Raw genomic sequence first — 16,489 nt, forward strand, 5'->3', positions numbered from 1 at the left:
CGCGCCATATGCGTTGAACATGAGCATAGACCGCTCAAGTTTCTATTAGGAGGCTCACTTGCCAGCATTTTTCGGCGCACCGTCAGATGGCTCGTTTGAGGAATTCCTCTCTCGATTCCTGTCTTCACGTGCTCAGGCAGCACGTCCCATCGACCTCACGCGCCTGCTTTCCGCCCGCACCCACGAAGCGGTAGCCACCGCGGCAGCGATTTCCCAGGAGCATGGCCACGACGAGATTGATTCCCTGCACCTCCTGATGGCTCTGCTGCGCACCGAACCAGTCGGCGAGCACCTGACCGCCATGGGTATCGACATCGAGGCTTTGAGTGCAGATGCCATCGCGCGCATGCCCAAGTCCCAGGAGAAGGGCGAGAAGCCATCCCACCTATCGTCGGCAGCTCAGCGCAGCCTCTTTGACGCCTATCAGGTTGCTCGTAACTACGGTTCGACCTACATCGACCCTGATCATCTTTTCCTGGCCTTCGTTTTCAACCCGGAATCTCCGGTCAGCCAGCTCCTGGCGCAGCACGGCATCACCGGCCAGTCCTTGCAGCAAGCCGCCATGGAGCAGGCCCAGCGTGGCCAAAACGATGCCCAGAACCAGTCCGATTCCGAGTCCGACGTGTCCATGCTCGAACGCTACGGAACCGATCTGACCCTGCTGGCCTCCGACGGCCAGATTGATCCGGTGATCGGACGCAAGGAGGAACTGGATCAGGTTATTGAAATCCTGGCCCGTCGCACCAAGAACAACCCTGTGCTGATTGGCGAGGCAGGCGTGGGCAAGACCGCCATTGCCGAAGGACTGGCCCGCGCCATCATCGATGACCAGGTACCAGCCCAACTGCGCAATGCGGCCTTGATCTCCATTGATCTTCCGGGCATGCTCGCCGGAACCCGCTACCGCGGAGATTTCGAGCAGCGGCTCACCGGCCTGCTCGACGAGGTAGCCGCAGCCGAAGGGCAGGTGCTGATATTCATCGATGAGATGCATCTGCTGGTCGGTGCAGGCTCTGGCGAGTCCGGCAATATGGACGCCGCAAATATCCTCAAGCCGCGTTTGGCGCGTGGCGAGCTGCACATGATCGGCGCCACTACGCTCGATGAGTTCCGCAAGGTGGAGAAGGACAGCGCGCTGGCTCGGCGCTTCGGCAAGGTTACTGTTGCCGAGCCGTCGGAGGAAACGGCGCTGGCCATTTTGGACGGCCTGCGCGAATCCTACGAGGATCACCACCAGGTGCAGTACACCCCCGAAGCGCTCAAGGCCGCGGTGACGCTCTCTGCCCGCTACTTGAACGACCGCCAGCTTCCTGACAAGGCCATCGACTTGATCGATATCGCCGGTGCCCGGCGGTCCATCGCTGCTGGAGATGCCGAGGATGTGCAGTCCCTGCGTGCCGAATTGGTAGACGCCGAGCGTGAGAAGTCACGCGCTATCGGCGAGGAACGATTCGAAGAAGCTGGCGCATGGCGTGACCACATCGTGGAAATGACCGCGCGCATCAAGGCTGCTGAGGAGGCCGGCGATGCAGGGGTCACCCGGGTAGTGGATGAGAAGCAGATTTCGGAAGTGATCTCCCGATCCACCGGCATCCCCACCTCGCGCATCTCGGGAGATGACAAGGCACGCTTGGCTTCGCTGGAAGATTCCCTGCATGCTTCGGTCATCGGCCAGCACGATGCCGTTGCCGCTGTGGCACGCGCCGTGCGTCGCAACCGTACCGGAATGTCGCCAGCAGGTCGCCCCATCGGCTCGTTCCTTTTCCTGGGTCCCACCGGCGTCGGAAAGACCGAACTGGCCAAGGCCCTGGCTGCAAACCTCTTCGGTTCGGCCGAATCGCTGGTTCGCGTCGATATGAGCGAATACGGTGAGAAGCACACCGTGGCGCGCCTGATTGGCGCACCTCCGGGGTACATCGGCCATGACGAGCCCGGCCAGCTGACCGAGAAGATCCGCCGCAACCCGTACTCGGTCGTGCTGCTCGATGAAATCGAGAAGGCCCACCCGGACGTGTTCAACGTGCTGCTGCAGGTACTCGATGACGGCCGGTTGACCGACTCAGCCGGGCGCACTGTCGATTTCTCCAACACGCTGATCCTGATGACCAGCAACCTCGGCGGCGAGTACTTGGCCAACAAGGCCGGAAACTTCGGTTTCACCTCCGCCAATGCCACCAGTGAGGCTGGAGAAATCCGGGCCAAGGTCATGGGCAAGGTACGCGAGTTCATGCGCCCAGAGTTCCTGAACCGTCTGGACGAGGTACTGCTGTTCTCCAAGCTCTCGCAGTCCGAGATTGGCCAGATCGTCAAGCTGGTCATCGCCGAGACCGAAGCTCGCTTGGTGGACCAGGAGCTGAAGCTGGAGGTGAGCGACGCTGCCGTGCAGTGGCTGGCAAACGAAGGCTACGACCCCGAGTTCGGTGCCCGCCCGCTGCGCCGGCTGGTACAGCGCAAGGTACAGGATGCCATTGCCGACCTGCTGATCAGTGATTCGCTTGCCGCTGGTGACACCGTTTCGGTGGACTATGCCGCTGGCATGCTGAAGGTGCAGAAGAAAGTCGAGATGCCGACTCCACCTGCTCACAACGAGCACGCGCCAAACTACTTCGATAGCTAGGCCGGCATAGCCCATAAAGGGGCTTGCTTGCTCGGGACTTCCGTCCCGGCCAAGCAAGCCCCTTTTCTTCACTTAGAAAGTGCGCTAGTCAGCTGCAGAAATGCAGTCAACCTCTAGCTAAGCAGGAAGACTCCCGGTACCTTTGACTGCATGGCGAACATTGGAATGATCACCCTTGATGCCCTTGACGAGAAAGCTGCCTCGGCTTGGTGGAGGGCTGTTCTGGGCGGGAAATATCTGGGCCAGTACCCGGGGTTCACCATGATCAGCGTCCCTGGCTTCAGCGCGAGGTTGGGGTTCCAAAAAGTTGATGAGATCACTGCCGGCAAGAACCGGGTTCATCTCGACTTGCAAGCAAGCACGAGCCGCGAGCAGGAAGTCGCCCGTTGCACAGCCGCTGGCGCAACACGCGTTGAGGACCACACCGAAGATCCCACTTTTGGCTGGACCATTATGCGCGATCCTTACGGAATCGTCTTTTGCATTTCCGACCCACACGAGGACTGAGGACATGTCGCTGTTTGCCAGGAAATCATCGGAGGCTTCGACTCACCGGGTGCAGATCCATTTTGCCCAGCCGATGACCGAACGCCTGCGCAAAGATCATGAAGCGGGCCTGCTCGATACATTGTTGCCCAAATACAAGGCTTCCGGAACCATCATCAGCGCCAAGACCACATTGGACGCGGCCGAGGAGCCGATCTCCAGCGACATTAACCTTGAAGTGGCCACCCCCGAACCGAAGAAGCTGTTTTCCGAATTGCTCTCTTCGCTCATCGATGGGGGACTGGGGCATGGTTCCTGGCTGATTATTGATGGACAACGCACCGAAGTAGGCGGCAGCGAGTACGTTTTGCTTCGAACCAGGCTTGGGGCCGAATCGGATCTGGAGCCAACCGTCAGGGCCCTGCAGCATGCATTGGGTGACGGCGAAATCGGATGGCATGAGGATGTCTACTACCGGCATGATGGCCCGGTGTTCGTTTACAACGGCGACTCCGCCCAAGCCATCATCCACACATTGGAAACAGAACTGGTGAAGCATCCGTTGCTGGGCAACGCGGAGATCCTTTCGGTTTCCCCGCAACAGTAAAAGGACTCGATGGAACTCTCCACCACTAAGGTGCCTTCCGAGGAACAAATACTCTCGCTCTACAACGCGGTGGGCTGGATCGCCTATACAGACAACCCAGACGTACTATTCGAAGGCCTGAAGAATTCAGCATGCGTAATCTACGCCTACGACGTAGACCACCAGTTGATCGGCCTTGTGCGCGTGGTCTCGGATAATGCCACCATCTGCTACGTCCAGGACATCCTGGTGCGTCCATCTACGCATCGCACCGGCGTAGGCCGTGCTTTGCTCTCTGCCGTACTAGTGAAATATGAGCATGTGCGTCAGCTGGTCCTGATCACCGATGATGAACCCGGGCAACGTGCCTTCTACGAATCCATGGGGCTCACGGAAGCGTCGGATTTCCGTCCCGGTGCGATCCGGACCTTTGCCAAATTCTCGTAACAGCTCTCCCTTCGCTGCCTGGCCTGTATAGACTGACCATTCATCGATAATGAGGAGTTATTCTTGCGCACCCGTTCGGTCATTGCCCTGTCATCGTTGGCTTTGCTTCTAGCAGGGTGCCATGCAGCTCCCGAACAAGCAGCGCCAGCCGATTCGAGGGCGGCTTCCGTCGTTGGCTCCACTCCGGCGGCACAGCCCGCGGCCGAAACCGGTGAACCCGGTGAAACCGCCCCCGAGCCTGGACCCGCGGAGTTGGACGCCAACGCCAATTCGGGACAGGCCTGGGCAGATTCCAAAATTGAGATGTGGAAAGAAAACTCTGGCATCAAGTCCACCAAAGGCTTCTTGTATCCCTACAACCTAATGACTTCTTGGGAATCTCCAGCACCTGGTGCCATCAATATCTTCTTGGATAACAGCATGAAGTTTGGAACCCAGATGCGGGAAAGCTACGAAACCAACGAGGATGAGCTGCGCATGATGGGCCGAATCATGTTCGAAAGCGTAGGCGAGGCCTCGCCGGAATTGGAATCTGTCACCTTCGCTACTGAAGACGGCAATAACTCAGGAACTTTCACCCGGGCTCGTACTGGTGCCGATCCCGAGGACCGCAAAGCCTGGGCCTCGGAAAAGTACATGCAGTGGCTGTCCGCCATGAACGATACCTACAAATCCCTATGCGGCGCTGAAATCACTGAGCTGGAAATCTACCGCACATGCCTGCCCGCTGACCCCCACGCCTACGTTGAGAAAGTCGAGTCGCCTGCGCTTGGCGAACTCGTCGTCACCCTCGCAGACGGTCCATGGATCGACGGCGAATACGACATGCCCGCATCGATCTTCGTCTCGGGAAATATGATGCTCAAGATCAACGAGCGTGCGGCAACCGGCGAAAAAATTGAAAAGCTGACGGTACTGGCCAGAAATGGCGATGACACCGATACGGCACTCCGCAAGGACTGGGAAATGTAGTTCATTTCCTTTCATGATCAGTTGATGGGCCCTCAGCCCCTAGGGTGGTACCTATGACCCAAGAACTCTCCATTCCATACGAAGACCTGGAACTCAGCGCGCTCTGGGACCGAGCAAAGGCGGCGAAGGCCGTCATCGTGCTCGCACACGGTTCAGGTGCTGGAAAGGATCATGACTTCATGGCCGGCTTTGCGCTAGCCGCTGCGAATCTGGGTGCCAGCGTCCTGCGTTTTAATTTCCCCTACATGGATGCTGGAAAGAAGTTTCCCGACAAAGCGCCAGCGGCGGTCGCAGTGTGGCACCAGGTCCGCCGTTGGGTTGAAGAACACTTGGCTGAAGGCCTGCCAATCTTCACGGCAGGAAAGTCCTTTGGCGGGCGCATCGCTTCCCTGTCAGTTGCCGAGGGCATGCCCTCGGCAGGGTTGATCTTCCTGGGGTACCCGTTGCACGCGCCTAAGAAGGAAGAGAAGCTACGCGATGAGCATCTCTACCCGATTGCGGTGCCGATGCTTTTCCTCGAAGGCACCCGCGATCCCTTTGCCAACCCCGAAAAGATGGAAGAAGTCGCCAGCAAGCTGAACGAGCACAGCGAACTTTCCTGGTTCGAAGGTGGCAACCATTCCTTCAAGGTAGCCCGCTCCGGCCGCACCGTTGCCCAGGATGGCGCGTGGCTGGCGGAAACTGCTCTTGCCTTCATCTCCAAGCACATCGCATAGTCCAACGGTCCTAGTCCACCTGCTTTTCCAGGAATCGGTAGACCTCGGTTTCATCTACTCCGGGAAAAGCTCCGGTTGGCATGGCCGCCAGCAAGTGGGTATTGGCGCGCGTAGCCGGCCACGCATTGCCGAACCACTGGCTGGATAGGTCAGCAGGTGGACGGCGGCAGCAGTTCTCGTCCGGGCAGGTGGATTGGCAGCGCTCCTTGGTATCCCGCCCGCGGAACCACTTCACATGCTCAAAAGGCACGCCAATGGACAAGGAATACAGTCCCGAGGAATGGCGCTCGGTGCGCGCCGTGCACCAGAAGGTCCCATTGACGGTATCGGTGTACTGCTCGAAGGAACGGAACTTATCCATCTGCTCGAAGACCACGCGACTTGTCCAATACCGGCAAATGGTTTGTCCTTCAATGGCACCGGTGTGATCGGCTGGAAAGTTCACTCGGTCATTCTCATAAGCCTTGTGCAAGATGCCCGATTCGTGGACCTTCTGGAAGTGGCAGGTCATCCCCAGATGCTCGGTGGCAAGGTTGGTGAACCGGTGGGCTGCGGACTCATAGGACACGGCGAAAGCATCGCGCAGATCCTCGATGGCCAACTCACGGTTGTTCTTAGCTCGCCGCAAGTAGTCCACCGTGGACTTTTCCGGCATCATCAACGCCGCGGCAAAGTAGTTGGTCGCGACCCTCTGCGAGAGGAAATCGAAATAATCGGTTGGAGTCCTATGACCCAATACGTGATGCCCTAGCGCCTGCAGCAACACCGAACGAGGATCATGTTCCGAGCGGTTCGCCTGCGTCAGATAGATACGCTTGTTCTTCTGGTCAGTCACCGAACGCGTGGAATGCGGAAGATTGCCCACAAAGCGCAGGCTGAATCCCAGATGCTCGGCGATATCTGCTGCACGATGATGCGAGAGCGGCCCTGAATCGTGGCCAACTGCAGAGAGGACTTTGGCGGCTTCCTGCTCGATATCCTTGTAGTAGTTGTTGCGTTGGCGCATCTCATGGCGCAACGCGGTATTGGCCCGACGGGCTTCTTCAGGGGTCGCGGCCTGCTCGTTCAGGCGGCGTTCCAATTCATGCTGCAGTCCCACCAGGGATTCCAGGACGTCCATGGGCAGACGCGTGCCAACACGAACGGTAGGCAATCCCAAGGACTCGTACAGTGGACCGCGTTGGGCACGTTCCAATTCGATCTCCAAAGCAGCACGGCGCGATGGCGGTTCGGTGCCCAGCAGATCGTCGACTCCAACCCCCATGGCTCCAGCCAGGGACTTAAGCAGCGATAGCTTCGGTTCGCGCTTGCCGTTTTCAATCAGCGACAACTGGCTCGGCGCGGTGTCAACGAGCGCCGAGACATCATCCAAGGTCAGTTGCTTGCCCTTGCGCAGAAAGCGGATTCTGCGGCCGAGAGCAATGGCGTCGAGTTCTGTATCTTCGCTGCCAGCGCCATTGCCGGCTGAGTTCACTGAGCGATTCCATGTGGTTGCAGTCACATGACAAGGTTATGCCAAGGATCGTGAAAATTTCTAGATCTTCCGGATTCAACCCGTAATTCAATCGCCCAGCAGTGACGCGGAAGCAAATATTCACGGTTCTTTCCTTGCTTCCCCGGCGAGCTACTCTCAACAAATGCACAGCCTTTCTGCGGAATCTTCAGCGAAGCGCAAACGTTGAAACTACAAAGAGATCCCGCAAGGAGCACCATGCACGCAGTCTCCACCCGCCCCCTACCGGCCCCGCGCCATGCCCATGATCCACCCCGGACTTTGGTCATCGTCGGCACCGATGGCGCAGGTAAAAGCACCACTATTGAAGCTTTAGTACAGCAGCTGCGCAACGATCGCATTCAGGCTCATAGGCTCGCAAACGTCGCCGCGCGGAGCTGGCTTACCAAATTCTCTCGCGCCCTGGGAATCACGTTCCCGACTTTCACCCAGGATTTCTTCGAAACTTCCATTCGCAGCTTCAATGTTGCCCGCAATATGCTTTTCGCGGCCCGCTCTCCCGGACTCAGCGTGATGGACCGGCACCTGTATTGCCAATTAGTGCTGCGGCGCTTACGTGGCCATCCTCCGGGACTGCTTCTCCCCTGGCTTGCGGCGAAAAGTACCGAGCACGCGAGAATTGTCCTGCTCGACATCGACCCCATCCTTGCCTTTGAGCGGATCAATTCCCGTGGCAAAGACGACGAAAGCATGGAGTATCTCAGGGACAGTCGAAATGAGTATCTGCGCCTTGCGCAAGTGCACGGTTGGATAACTCTTGATGCCTCGCTGCCCACATCCCAGCTGGTTGAACAACTTCGCTTGGTCATCGGCAAGTAGACTCGTCCCATGAGCGAAGCACAAGCATCTTTTGCACCGGGTTCCATTCTCGAATTGGCGCAAAGCACCAAGAAGCAATGGGAGCTAGGGCAGGTCCGGCTCATTGCGAGCGGCATTCTGGCGCAGGACGGAACGTTGCGGTCCAGCGAACTGCGGGAATCAACCTGGCAACTGTCGATTCGCTCTATCGAGAAATCTGCAACCTTCACTCCGTCGCCTTCGGCTCAAGTCTTCACGTTGATCGCCGGCGATTTCGTGCAGCTGGATGTAGACGGGCAAGAGCACGGATTGGAACCGCTGCGCCCGTTGAAATTCGAAACGAGAAATTCTGTCCAGGCGAGCCAGCCCGCCGAAGAACTGCTCATCGTGCACGTGGCCGCCATTCCAGAGCAGGTACGACCCACCGTTCGCATTGTCGAGCTGTCCAAAAAGCGCGAGCAATACCTCTTTGATGGGCAACTGGGCCTTTTGGTCCAGGGCTCCGCCAAGCTCTTGCTCGGCGACAGCGAACAGTCGCTGAACCTGCGTGACACCGTCGTTGGCTCTGACGCCGGTGAACCACGCATCTCCGGCCGCGGTTTCATGGCTGTGGTTTCTTTCGACCAGCCCTAGCCCGTTCCGGCTCAATCAGCCATTATCGCAAGATCCATAAATCTTCGCACTCAGAAACTGCACTGCCGGCCAAGAATATGGGCCATAGCGACAAGTCCAGGCCCCCATCTGGCAAAATCCAGCTACCAGTCCAGACTCTGATATTTCACGTTTTTTGGCCTGCTGCACAACGCCTGCCGTGGCGAATCAACACCTGCGGTTTCCATAAAATCCCAGCTCATCAGTGATTCGCCGATTCTCGCAGAGCCCGGAATCGGTCTGCTTTGGCTTCGCCCTTATCCAGGCTTGCTGTTAAATTTCACTCTTCTTCGCCAGGGATTGATTCAATATCAGCTAATTTCCATGCCTTGACTCACATTCAGCGCAAGAAGCGGTAAATTTCCATTTTTGTGAAGAAGTGGAAATCTTAATTCGAAAAACCTCTGTTGAAGCCCTCGCACCTGCGGAAAAGTAGTTGTCACGAAGAAGTTCACAAGATCACCTTCCGATCGACATGAACCCGTAGCTTGTGCGAAGGAGCCAAGGCAATGACTACTGAAAACACCAACGAAACCTCGATCGGCAACCGCATCGCAGCCATCGAGAGCGACTGGGAAAACAACCCCCGCTGGAACGGCGTAACCCGCGACTACAGCGCTGCCGACGTCGTGAAGCTCCAGGGCCGGGTCCAGGAAGAGCACACCCTGGCCAAACGCGGATCCGAGAAGCTGTGGAAACAGCTCACCGAGGAAACCCCCACCGGCGGCTACACCAACGCGTTGGGCGCACTGACCGGCAACCAGGCAGTGCAGCAAGTCAAGGCCGGCCTTCGAGCCATCTATCTTTCGGGCTGGCAGGTAGCAGCGGATGCCAACCTTTCAGGCCAGACCTACCCGGACCAGTCGCTGTACCCGGCCAATTCGGTTCCCCAGGTCGTGCGCCGCATCAACAACGCATTGCAGCGTGCAGACCAGATCGAGTTCTCCGAAGGCATCCAGACCGTCGAAGACTGGATGGTCCCCATCGTCGCTGATGCAGAAGCCGGCTTCGGCGGCCCGCTGAACGCCTACGAACTGATGAAGTCCATGATCACCGCTGGCGCATCGGGCGTCCACTGGGAAGACCAGCTGGCCAGCGAAAAGAAGTGCGGCCACCTCGGCGGCAAGGTGCTGATCCCGACCCAGCAGCACATCCGCACCCTGAACGCGGCCCGCCTGGCCGCCGACGTGGCTGGCACCCCTTCCGTAGTTATCGCCCGCACCGACGCTGAAGCGGCAACGCTGATCACCTCGGATGTCGATGAACGCGATCAGCAGTTCATCACCGGCGAGCGCACCCCGGAAGGCTTCTACAAGGTCACCAACGGGATCGAGCCATGCATCGCCCGGGCCAAGGCCTACGCACCGTACTCGGACCTGATCTGGATGGAAACCGGCACCCCTGACCTGGAGCTGGCCCGCAAGTTCGCCGAAGCGGTCAAAAAGGACTTCCCGGACCAGATGCTTTCCTACAACTGCTCGCCGTCGTTCAACTGGAAGAAGCACCTGGACGATGCGACCATCGCCAAGTTCCAGCGCGAATTGGGCGCCATGGGCTTCAGCTTCCAGTTCATCACCCTGGCCGGATTCCACGCATTGAACCACTCGATGTTCGACTTGGCCTCCGGCTACGCGAAGGACGGCATGAGCGCCTACGTCGAATTGCAGGAACGCGAATTCGCTTCCGAGGCCGCCGGCTACACCGCCACCAGGCACCAGCGCGAAGTCGGCACCGGCTACTTCGATGCGATCTCCACGGCGCTGAACCCTAACGCCTCAACCCTGGCCTTGGTGGGATCCACCGAAGAAGGCCAATTCCATTAGACCCTGATGGGTCGATGGTGCTAGCCGGCAAAGGCGCCGGCTAGCACCAGCACCATTTCCAAGATTTTTAAGGACGCTGCCATGAACTCCCCCATCACCCTGAACAACATCACCATTACCGCTACCCCCGTTCGCTACCAGGAGCAGATCCTGACCAGCGAGGCCCTGGACTTCCTTTCGGCCCTGCACACCGCATTCGAACCGCGCCGTGCCGAGTTGATGCAGCGCCGCCAGGTCAACCGGGCGCGCATTGCCAATGGCCGCGATCCGAAGTTCCTGGACGAGACCCGCGCTATTCGCGAAGACGATTCATGGCAGGTCGCCCCGATCGCACCGGGGCTGGAAGATCGCCGAGTGGAAATCACCGGCCCGATCGAACGCAAGATGGCTATCAATGCGCTGAACTCCGGGGCCAAGGTCTGGCTGGCCGACATGGAGGACGCTTCCTCGCCAACCTGGCAGAACGTCATCAAGAACCAGGTCAACCTGATCCGGGTGCTGGATCAGGATCTGGACTTCACCGCACCGGATGGCCGCGAGTACAAGCTGAACAGCTACGATCTGCAGCAGCTGCCAACCATCGTGGTTCGTCCCCGCGGCTGGCACCTGCCGGAGAAGCACCTGCTGGTTGCCGGCACCCCGATGTCCGGTGCGCTGGTGGACTTCGGACTGCACTTCTTCCACAACGCCAAGCGCCTGCTGGCAGCCGGACGCGGCCCGTACTACTACCTGCCGAAGCTGGAGAACCATCTGGAAGCACGGTTGTGGAACGACGTGTTCAACATGGCCCAGGATCTGATGGATATCGAGCGCGGCACTATCCGTGCCACCGTGCTGATCGAGACCATCACCGCCGCATTCGAGATGGAAGAGATCCTCTACGAACTGCGCGAGCATTCCTCGGGGCTCAATGCTGGCCGCTGGGATTACATCTTCTCGATCATCAAGAACTTCCGTTCCCGCGGACCGCGCTTCGTCTTTCCGGATCGCGACACCGTGACCATGACCGCCCCGTTCATGCGGGCCTACACCGAACAGCTGGTGCGGGCCTGCCACCGCCGCGGGGCTTCGGCCATCGGCGGGATGAGCGCATTCGTTCCCAACCGCAAGGACGCCTCGATCAACGAGCTGGCGTTCGGCAAGGTCCGCGAGGACAAGGCCCGCGAAGCAGCTGATGGCTTCGACGGCTCCTGGGTTGCCCACCCCGACCTGGTTTCGGTTGCCCGGGAGGTGTACGACGAGGTGCTCGGCGAGAACCCCAACCAGTTGCAGCGCACCCGCGAAGATGTCGAGGTTACCGGCCCGGCCCTGCTGAACATCGAGAGCGTCACCGGCAAGATCACCGAACGCGGCATCCGCGACAACATCGAGATCGGCATCCGCTACATCGAGTCCTGGCTGCGCGGCAACGGTGCTGTGGCACTGCGCAACCTGATGGAAGATGCTGCTACCGCCGAGATCTCCCGTTCGCAGCTGTGGCAGTGGATCCACCAGTCGGCGATCACCGATGAGGGCGAGATCATCACCCGTCGCTGGGTCCAGGAACTGGCCGAGGAGACCATGGAGGGCTTGGAGCGCTTCGAGGGCGATCGCTTCGAGGAAGCCGTGGAAATCTTCGAAGCTTGCGCCCTGCGCGATGACTTCCCGACCTTCCTGACCAAGAACGCCTACCTGCGCTACCTGGATGCGCCAGCCCGCACCCTGGAAATGGCAGGTTAGGCAGTACCCGAGACCCGGCCGATAGAAAACAGTCGTCCCTGAACGTCGGCCACGCAAAGCGGCATTCATCCGTTGGTAACCAGTCCAGCGGGTGGATGCCGTTTTGCGTGTGCGGTGGCTAGGCTGTAGCCATGGCTTTCCAGTTCAAGAACCCGGCCGAGGACCTGTGGCAGCCCGATCTGCTGGGCGAGGATTTCTCGCAACGGCCGCTGCCGATGTCGGACGGTTCGACCGCGACGTTGATCAGGCACCGTCCACGCAGAACGCTGCGCCTGCCGCCGCCATTGCGCGGGATCGCGGTGCTTTATGTGCATGGCTGGTCGGACTACTTCTTCCAGGCCGAGTTGGCTGGATTCCTCTCCGAAGCCGGAGCGGATTTCTACGCACTGGACCTGCGCCATTATGGACGGAACTTGCCGGTAGACCAGGCCACCAAAATCGCCGAGCACAGAAGCCCGGGCTTCACCACCGATCTGGAGGAGTACTTCGAGGAATTCGACGCGGCCCACCGCATCATTTCCAGCGCGCATCCGGGCACCCGCTTTGTCCTGCTCGCCCACTCCACTGGCGGGCTCAGCGCTTCGCTGTATGCGGCAGCCAACCCGCAGAAAGTTGATGCGCTGGCGCTGAACAGCCCGTGGCTGGAATTCCAGGCCAGCGAGATCGGGCGCACCGCCTTGGCGAGGATCGTCCAGGCGGCCAGCAGCCGCAACCCCCACCGCTTCTTGCCGACGGTGGATCCAGGGTTCTACACCCGCACGGTCTCCAGCCAGTTTTCCGGCGAATGGGATTACGATCTGGGTTGGCGCCCGATCAACGGCTTCAAGCTCACCGCGGGTTTCATCTCTGCAGTCTTCAATGCGCAAGCCAAGGTGAAGAAGGGGCTGGATCTACAGATGCCCACCCTGGTGATGCTTTCGGCGGAAGACTATTTGCTGCCTCGCTGGCACGACACCGCCACCCGCGCCGACGTGGCCTTGAATGTGCAGGTCGTCGCCCAGCGCAGCATAGACCTAGGCCGGGAACTGCATTTGGTGCGCCTACCAGGCGCGCTGCACGACGTGTTCCTCTCCTCGCCAAAGATCCGCTCCAAGGCCTACATGGCGTTGGGCTCATGGCTTGCGGTCGTCAAGAACCGGCAGCGTGATTCGCTGGTGGCCTCCAGCATCCGCCGGATTGTTCCTTCCGGCATCTAGTGCGGCTTAGCCCGCGACCTTGCTGGGCACCTGGTCATTGACCAGTTCCAACTGCCAATCGCCGGGCTCATTGCCGATAATGGCAACCGAGCCATTGCGGATGGTGTCCAGCTTGTAGCCGGCGAAGTGCGAGAGCGTGTAGCGGATAATGGTGCCGTGGCAGATTACCGCGACGTTCTTGCCCGGGTAGTCTGCTGCAATCTGGTTGATTGCGCGCAGGCCACGGTCAATTACAGATTCCAGTGGTTCAATTCCACCACCGTTCTTGTCCGGCCATAGCGCCAGCGCTTCGGTCTCAACCATGCCCTCGCCCTGGGCGTAGTCGCGCTCGATCAGCAGGTCGTAGCTAGGACCAAGTTCCAGTCCCAGCCCGTCGGCAATGATCTGTGCCGTCTCGCGTGCCCGCGAGAGCGGCGAGGAAACGATAGCGTCCCATTGGCCGCCGTCCAGCACCGAGACAGCCTCGCGGGCTTGGGCTCGCCCGGTATCGTTCAGGGGGATGTCGCTGGAACCCTGCAAGCGGCCTTCGAGGTTCCATTGCGTCTGTCCGTGGCGGACGAATCCTAGTTTCATAAGCCCATTCTCCCACCCGGCAGGTGGCCAACAGCAACCGCTGGTGGCCAAGCTCACGATAGATCTGCAACACTTAAGCGCGCCGTGGATGCCTGGAGCGCATAAGATTTTCACGGCTGTGCCCTGCCTTTGGCGCGGGCCCGTCCCCATCGAACGCACCCCTTATAGGATCCGAGCATTACTATCGTGAACGAAATAAAGGCGTCTCTCGCCCGCGGGCTGACTGCCCGCCACATCCGCTTCATGGCCCTCGGCTCAGCTATCGGAACGGGCCTTTTCTACGGCTCCTCTTCTGCTATCCAGGCTGCTGGCCCTGCCGTCCTCTTCGCATACATGATTGGCGGCGCTGCCGTCTTCATTGTCATGCGTGCCATGGGCGAGATGGCTGTCAAGCATCCGGTTTCCGGATCCTTCGCTCACTACGCTTCGCGCTACCTGGGCCGCTTCGCCGGCTTCGTCACCGGCTGGACTTTTGCCTTCGAAATGGCCATTGTCGCGATCGCCGATGTGACCGCGTTCGGCATCTACATGGGCTTCTGGTTCCCGCAGGTGGCGCAGTGGATCTGGGTGTTGGCGGTCGTCCTGCTCATCGCGTCGATCAACCTGATGAAGGTCAAGGTCTTCGGTGAAACCGAATTCTGGCTGGCTATCATCAAGGTGACCGCAATTATCGCCATGATCATTGGTGGCGCCGCCCTGATCATCTTCGGCTTCAACGCCCCTGAGACCGAAACCGCAACCGGCATCGCTACCCTGATGAGCGCTGGCACCCTGTTCCCCAACGGCTTCGTGGGCCTGCTGCTCTCGTTCTCCGTCGTGATGTTCGCCTTCGGCGGCATCGAAACCATCGGCATCACCGCTGGTGAAGCAGCTGATCCTGCCAAGTCGGTTCCAGCCGCCATCAATACCGTGCCATGGCGCATCCTGCTCTTCTACGTAGCTTCGCTGGCCGTAGTCATGATGCTCTTTGACTGGCGCCAGATCGACGGCTCAGCTTCGCCATTCGTGCAGATTTTCGACGGTCTGGGCATCCCGGCCGCCGCCCACGTGCTCAACGCCGTGGTGATCACCGCAGCCGTTTCGGCGATCAACGCCGATACTTTTGGGGCTGGCCGCATGCTCTACGCCATGTCCGAGATCGGCCATGCTCCGAAGTCCTTTGGCCGCATCTCGCGTAACGGCGTGCCGTGGATGACCGTGGTCATCATGGCCATTGTGCTGCTGGTAGGTGTGGTGCTCAACGCCCTGCTCCCGGAGTCGCTGTTCACCATCATCGCTTCCATCGCTACCTTCGCCACCGTTTGGGTGTGGATCATGATTCTGACTTCGTACCTGGCCATGCGACGCAAGGAAGCCGCAGCGGGCCGCGGACCGGCCGTTGCCCGCGAATACGCTGTGCCCGGCGGCACCGTTGCCGTATGGATCGCCTTGGCCTTCATGGTCTTCGTTGTCGTGCTCTTGGCCCTGAGCCCGACGACGCGTGTAGCCCTGTACACCGGAATCGCATGGCTCGTGCTTCTGGCCGTGCTCTTCAAGCTGCTGGTACGCCCAGCGGCGCCAATCAAGCAGGACAGCGACTCCTTGCTGAGTTAGCCACCGCGCAATAAAATATGCCTGGTTTCGCATAAAGCGAAGCCAAGCATATTTTTTATGTCTTTCTACTTGATCCCGGTGGAGGTTCCGGCCTGAGGCTCCGAGGGCGACTCCAGGCCATGGGGTGTGCGCAGCTCCTGGAACAACGCCAGGCTGGCCCACGCGAGCATGCCGCCTGCGACGATCCACAAGCTGCCGAGCCCCAGCCGCAGGTAGGCCAAGACGCCACCCAGGGAACCCATGGTGATCATCAGCCAAAGCACTGCGTAGCGCATCCATAGCATCCGGTAGCCGCCGCGGTCCGACCCGGTGGCCAACCCGATGATTGCTCCACCGAGTGCCTGCCCGAGCTTGACCAACGTGCCGGTCATATACGTCAGGCCCAGGGAAACCTCTCCCGAACGAGTGTAGGAAACATTGACCACGCCCATCGCGGCGGCCAGCAGCAGAGCCGTCAGCTGCGGCAAGAAATTCCCGGAGATGGCCGCAGCGAGCAGCAGTGCCGCACTGGAATACATGGCCACTGGCCGGCGCAGCCTATCGAGCCGGAAGGTAATCAGCGTTGCAAGGATGACACCTGCGACAAAGCAGCCCACCAAGGACATCGCCATCGCCCATCCGGCAAGGTCCCCTGTCATCAGCGCCACGGAGGAACGCGTGGAGTTTCCCGACATGAAGGAGAGGAAGTAGCCGCCGAAGTGCACGAATCCGACGCCATCAACAAAGCCTGCCATCGCCGTAATCGTTCCGGCGAAGAGGATTCCGCGCCATCGAAGGTTCTTTGCCACCTGCCCTGCTT

At 59.6% G+C, this 16,489-nt stretch carries 15 protein-coding genes; 12 read left to right on the forward strand and 3 right to left on the reverse strand.

Features of this window, described 5'->3' with window-relative positions; all coding sequences use genetic code 11:
- Nucleotides 1-58: 58 nt before the first annotated feature.
- The 6 genes from ACIQTS_RS13735 (at nt 59) to ACIQTS_RS13760 (ending at nt 5,824) form a co-directional block, all read left to right on the forward strand.
- On the forward strand, nt 59-2,617 hold the full coding sequence (locus ACIQTS_RS13735) for an ATP-dependent Clp protease ATP-binding subunit (RefSeq protein WP_105658610.1): 2,559 nt from the start codon (nt 59-61) through the stop codon (nt 2,615-2,617).
- Nucleotides 2,618-2,767: 150 nt separating this feature from the next.
- Entirely contained in the window at nt 2,768-3,124 is a 357-nt protein-coding gene (locus tag ACIQTS_RS13740; RefSeq protein ID WP_402473670.1) for a VOC family protein, read from the forward strand.
- A 4-nt stretch (nt 3,125-3,128) separates the two neighbouring features.
- Complete coding sequence (locus ACIQTS_RS13745) at nt 3,129-3,710, forward strand: hypothetical protein (RefSeq protein WP_402473671.1); 582 nt, start codon at nt 3,129-3,131, stop codon at nt 3,708-3,710.
- A gap of 9 nt (nt 3,711-3,719) precedes the next feature.
- Nucleotides 3,720-4,136 carry a GNAT family N-acetyltransferase gene (locus ACIQTS_RS13750; protein WP_402473672.1) on the forward strand — a complete coding sequence of 139 codons (417 nt, stop codon included), beginning with the start codon at nt 3,720-3,722 and terminating at the stop codon, nt 4,134-4,136.
- Between the two features lie 252 nt (nt 4,137-4,388).
- The gene (locus ACIQTS_RS13755; RefSeq protein ID WP_402473673.1) at nt 4,389-5,108 is read left to right on the forward strand and encodes a hypothetical protein; all 720 of its coding nucleotides are present in this window, start codon (nt 4,389-4,391) and stop codon (nt 5,106-5,108) included.
- Nucleotides 5,109-5,161: 53 nt separating this feature from the next.
- The gene (locus ACIQTS_RS13760) at nt 5,162-5,824 is read left to right on the forward strand and encodes an alpha/beta family hydrolase (protein ID WP_105658615.1); all 663 of its coding nucleotides are present in this window, start codon (nt 5,162-5,164) and stop codon (nt 5,822-5,824) included.
- A 10-nt stretch (nt 5,825-5,834) separates the two neighbouring features.
- Here the strand turns inward: ACIQTS_RS13760 and ACIQTS_RS13765 are convergent, their stop codons facing one another.
- Nucleotides 5,835-7,325: a helix-turn-helix transcriptional regulator gene (locus ACIQTS_RS13765; protein ID WP_105658616.1), complete on the reverse strand. Its 1,491-nt coding sequence runs from the start codon at nt 7,323-7,325 to the stop codon at nt 5,835-5,837.
- A 210-nt stretch (nt 7,326-7,535) separates the two neighbouring features.
- Here ACIQTS_RS13765 and ACIQTS_RS13770 point away from each other — a divergent pair, with 210 nt between their 5' ends.
- The 5 genes from ACIQTS_RS13770 (at nt 7,536) to ACIQTS_RS13790 (ending at nt 13,524) form a co-directional block, all read left to right on the forward strand.
- The gene (locus ACIQTS_RS13770; protein WP_402473674.1) at nt 7,536-8,156 is read left to right on the forward strand and encodes a thymidylate kinase; all 621 of its coding nucleotides are present in this window, start codon (nt 7,536-7,538) and stop codon (nt 8,154-8,156) included.
- 9 nt (nt 8,157-8,165) lie between these two features.
- Nucleotides 8,166-8,768 carry a HutD family protein gene (locus ACIQTS_RS13775; RefSeq protein WP_402473675.1) on the forward strand — a complete coding sequence of 201 codons (603 nt, stop codon included), beginning with the start codon at nt 8,166-8,168 and terminating at the stop codon, nt 8,766-8,768.
- Between the two features lie 527 nt (nt 8,769-9,295).
- Nucleotides 9,296-10,609 (forward strand): isocitrate lyase, encoded by a 1,314-nt coding sequence (aceA, locus tag ACIQTS_RS13780; RefSeq protein WP_402473676.1) that lies wholly within the window; start codon nt 9,296-9,298, stop codon nt 10,607-10,609.
- A gap of 81 nt (nt 10,610-10,690) precedes the next feature.
- On the forward strand, nt 10,691-12,328 hold the full coding sequence (aceB, locus tag ACIQTS_RS13785) for a malate synthase A (protein ID WP_402473677.1): 1,638 nt from the start codon (nt 10,691-10,693) through the stop codon (nt 12,326-12,328).
- A gap of 131 nt (nt 12,329-12,459) precedes the next feature.
- Nucleotides 12,460-13,524, forward strand: a complete 1,065-nt coding sequence (locus ACIQTS_RS13790) for an alpha/beta hydrolase (protein ID WP_402473678.1) — start codon at nt 12,460-12,462, stop codon at nt 13,522-13,524.
- A gap of 6 nt (nt 13,525-13,530) precedes the next feature.
- On the opposite strand, the gene ACIQTS_RS13795 is transcribed toward ACIQTS_RS13790, so the two are convergent.
- Nucleotides 13,531-14,097, reverse strand: a complete 567-nt coding sequence (locus ACIQTS_RS13795) for a histidine phosphatase family protein (RefSeq protein WP_402473679.1) — start codon at nt 14,095-14,097, stop codon at nt 13,531-13,533.
- 186 nt (nt 14,098-14,283) lie between these two features.
- Between ACIQTS_RS13795 and ACIQTS_RS13800 the strand changes: the two genes are divergently transcribed.
- Nucleotides 14,284-15,690, forward strand: a complete 1,407-nt coding sequence (locus ACIQTS_RS13800; protein WP_105659184.1) for an amino acid permease — start codon at nt 14,284-14,286, stop codon at nt 15,688-15,690.
- Nucleotides 15,691-15,755: 65 nt separating this feature from the next.
- On the opposite strand, the gene ACIQTS_RS13805 is transcribed toward ACIQTS_RS13800, so the two are convergent.
- Nucleotides 15,756-16,478 carry a YoaK family protein gene (locus tag ACIQTS_RS13805; protein WP_365943031.1) on the reverse strand — a complete coding sequence of 241 codons (723 nt, stop codon included), beginning with the start codon at nt 16,476-16,478 and terminating at the stop codon, nt 15,756-15,758.
- Nucleotides 16,479-16,489 lie beyond the last annotated feature (11 nt).

Source organism: Glutamicibacter sp. NPDC090743 (assembly GCF_044769125.1).
In the GTDB taxonomy this organism is placed as follows: Bacteria; Actinomycetota; Actinomycetes; order Actinomycetales; family Micrococcaceae; genus Glutamicibacter.

Bases quoted from the DNA above. Each gene is read 5' to 3' on its own strand.
- ACIQTS_RS13770 (WP_402473674.1), top strand. From the start codon at position 7,536: ATGCACGCAGTCTCCACCCGCCCCCTACCGGCCCCGCGCCATGCCCAT.
- ACIQTS_RS13775 (WP_402473675.1), top strand. From the start codon at position 8,166: ATGAGCGAAGCACAAGCATCTTTTGCACCGGGTTCCATTCTCGAATTG.
- aceB (WP_402473677.1), top strand. From the start codon at position 10,691: ATGAACTCCCCCATCACCCTGAACAACATCACCATTACCGCTACCCCC.
- ACIQTS_RS13745 (WP_402473671.1), top strand. From the start codon at position 3,129: ATGTCGCTGTTTGCCAGGAAATCATCGGAGGCTTCGACTCACCGGGTG.
- ACIQTS_RS13760 (WP_105658615.1), top strand. From the start codon at position 5,162: ATGACCCAAGAACTCTCCATTCCATACGAAGACCTGGAACTCAGCGCG.
- ACIQTS_RS13795 (WP_402473679.1), bottom strand. From the start codon at position 14,097: ATGAAACTAGGATTCGTCCGCCACGGACAGACGCAATGGAACCTCGAA.
- aceA (WP_402473676.1), top strand. From the start codon at position 9,296: ATGACTACTGAAAACACCAACGAAACCTCGATCGGCAACCGCATCGCA.
- ACIQTS_RS13790 (WP_402473678.1), top strand. From the start codon at position 12,460: ATGGCTTTCCAGTTCAAGAACCCGGCCGAGGACCTGTGGCAGCCCGAT.
- ACIQTS_RS13750 (WP_402473672.1), top strand. From the start codon at position 3,720: ATGGAACTCTCCACCACTAAGGTGCCTTCCGAGGAACAAATACTCTCG.
- ACIQTS_RS13740 (WP_402473670.1), top strand. From the start codon at position 2,768: ATGGCGAACATTGGAATGATCACCCTTGATGCCCTTGACGAGAAAGCT.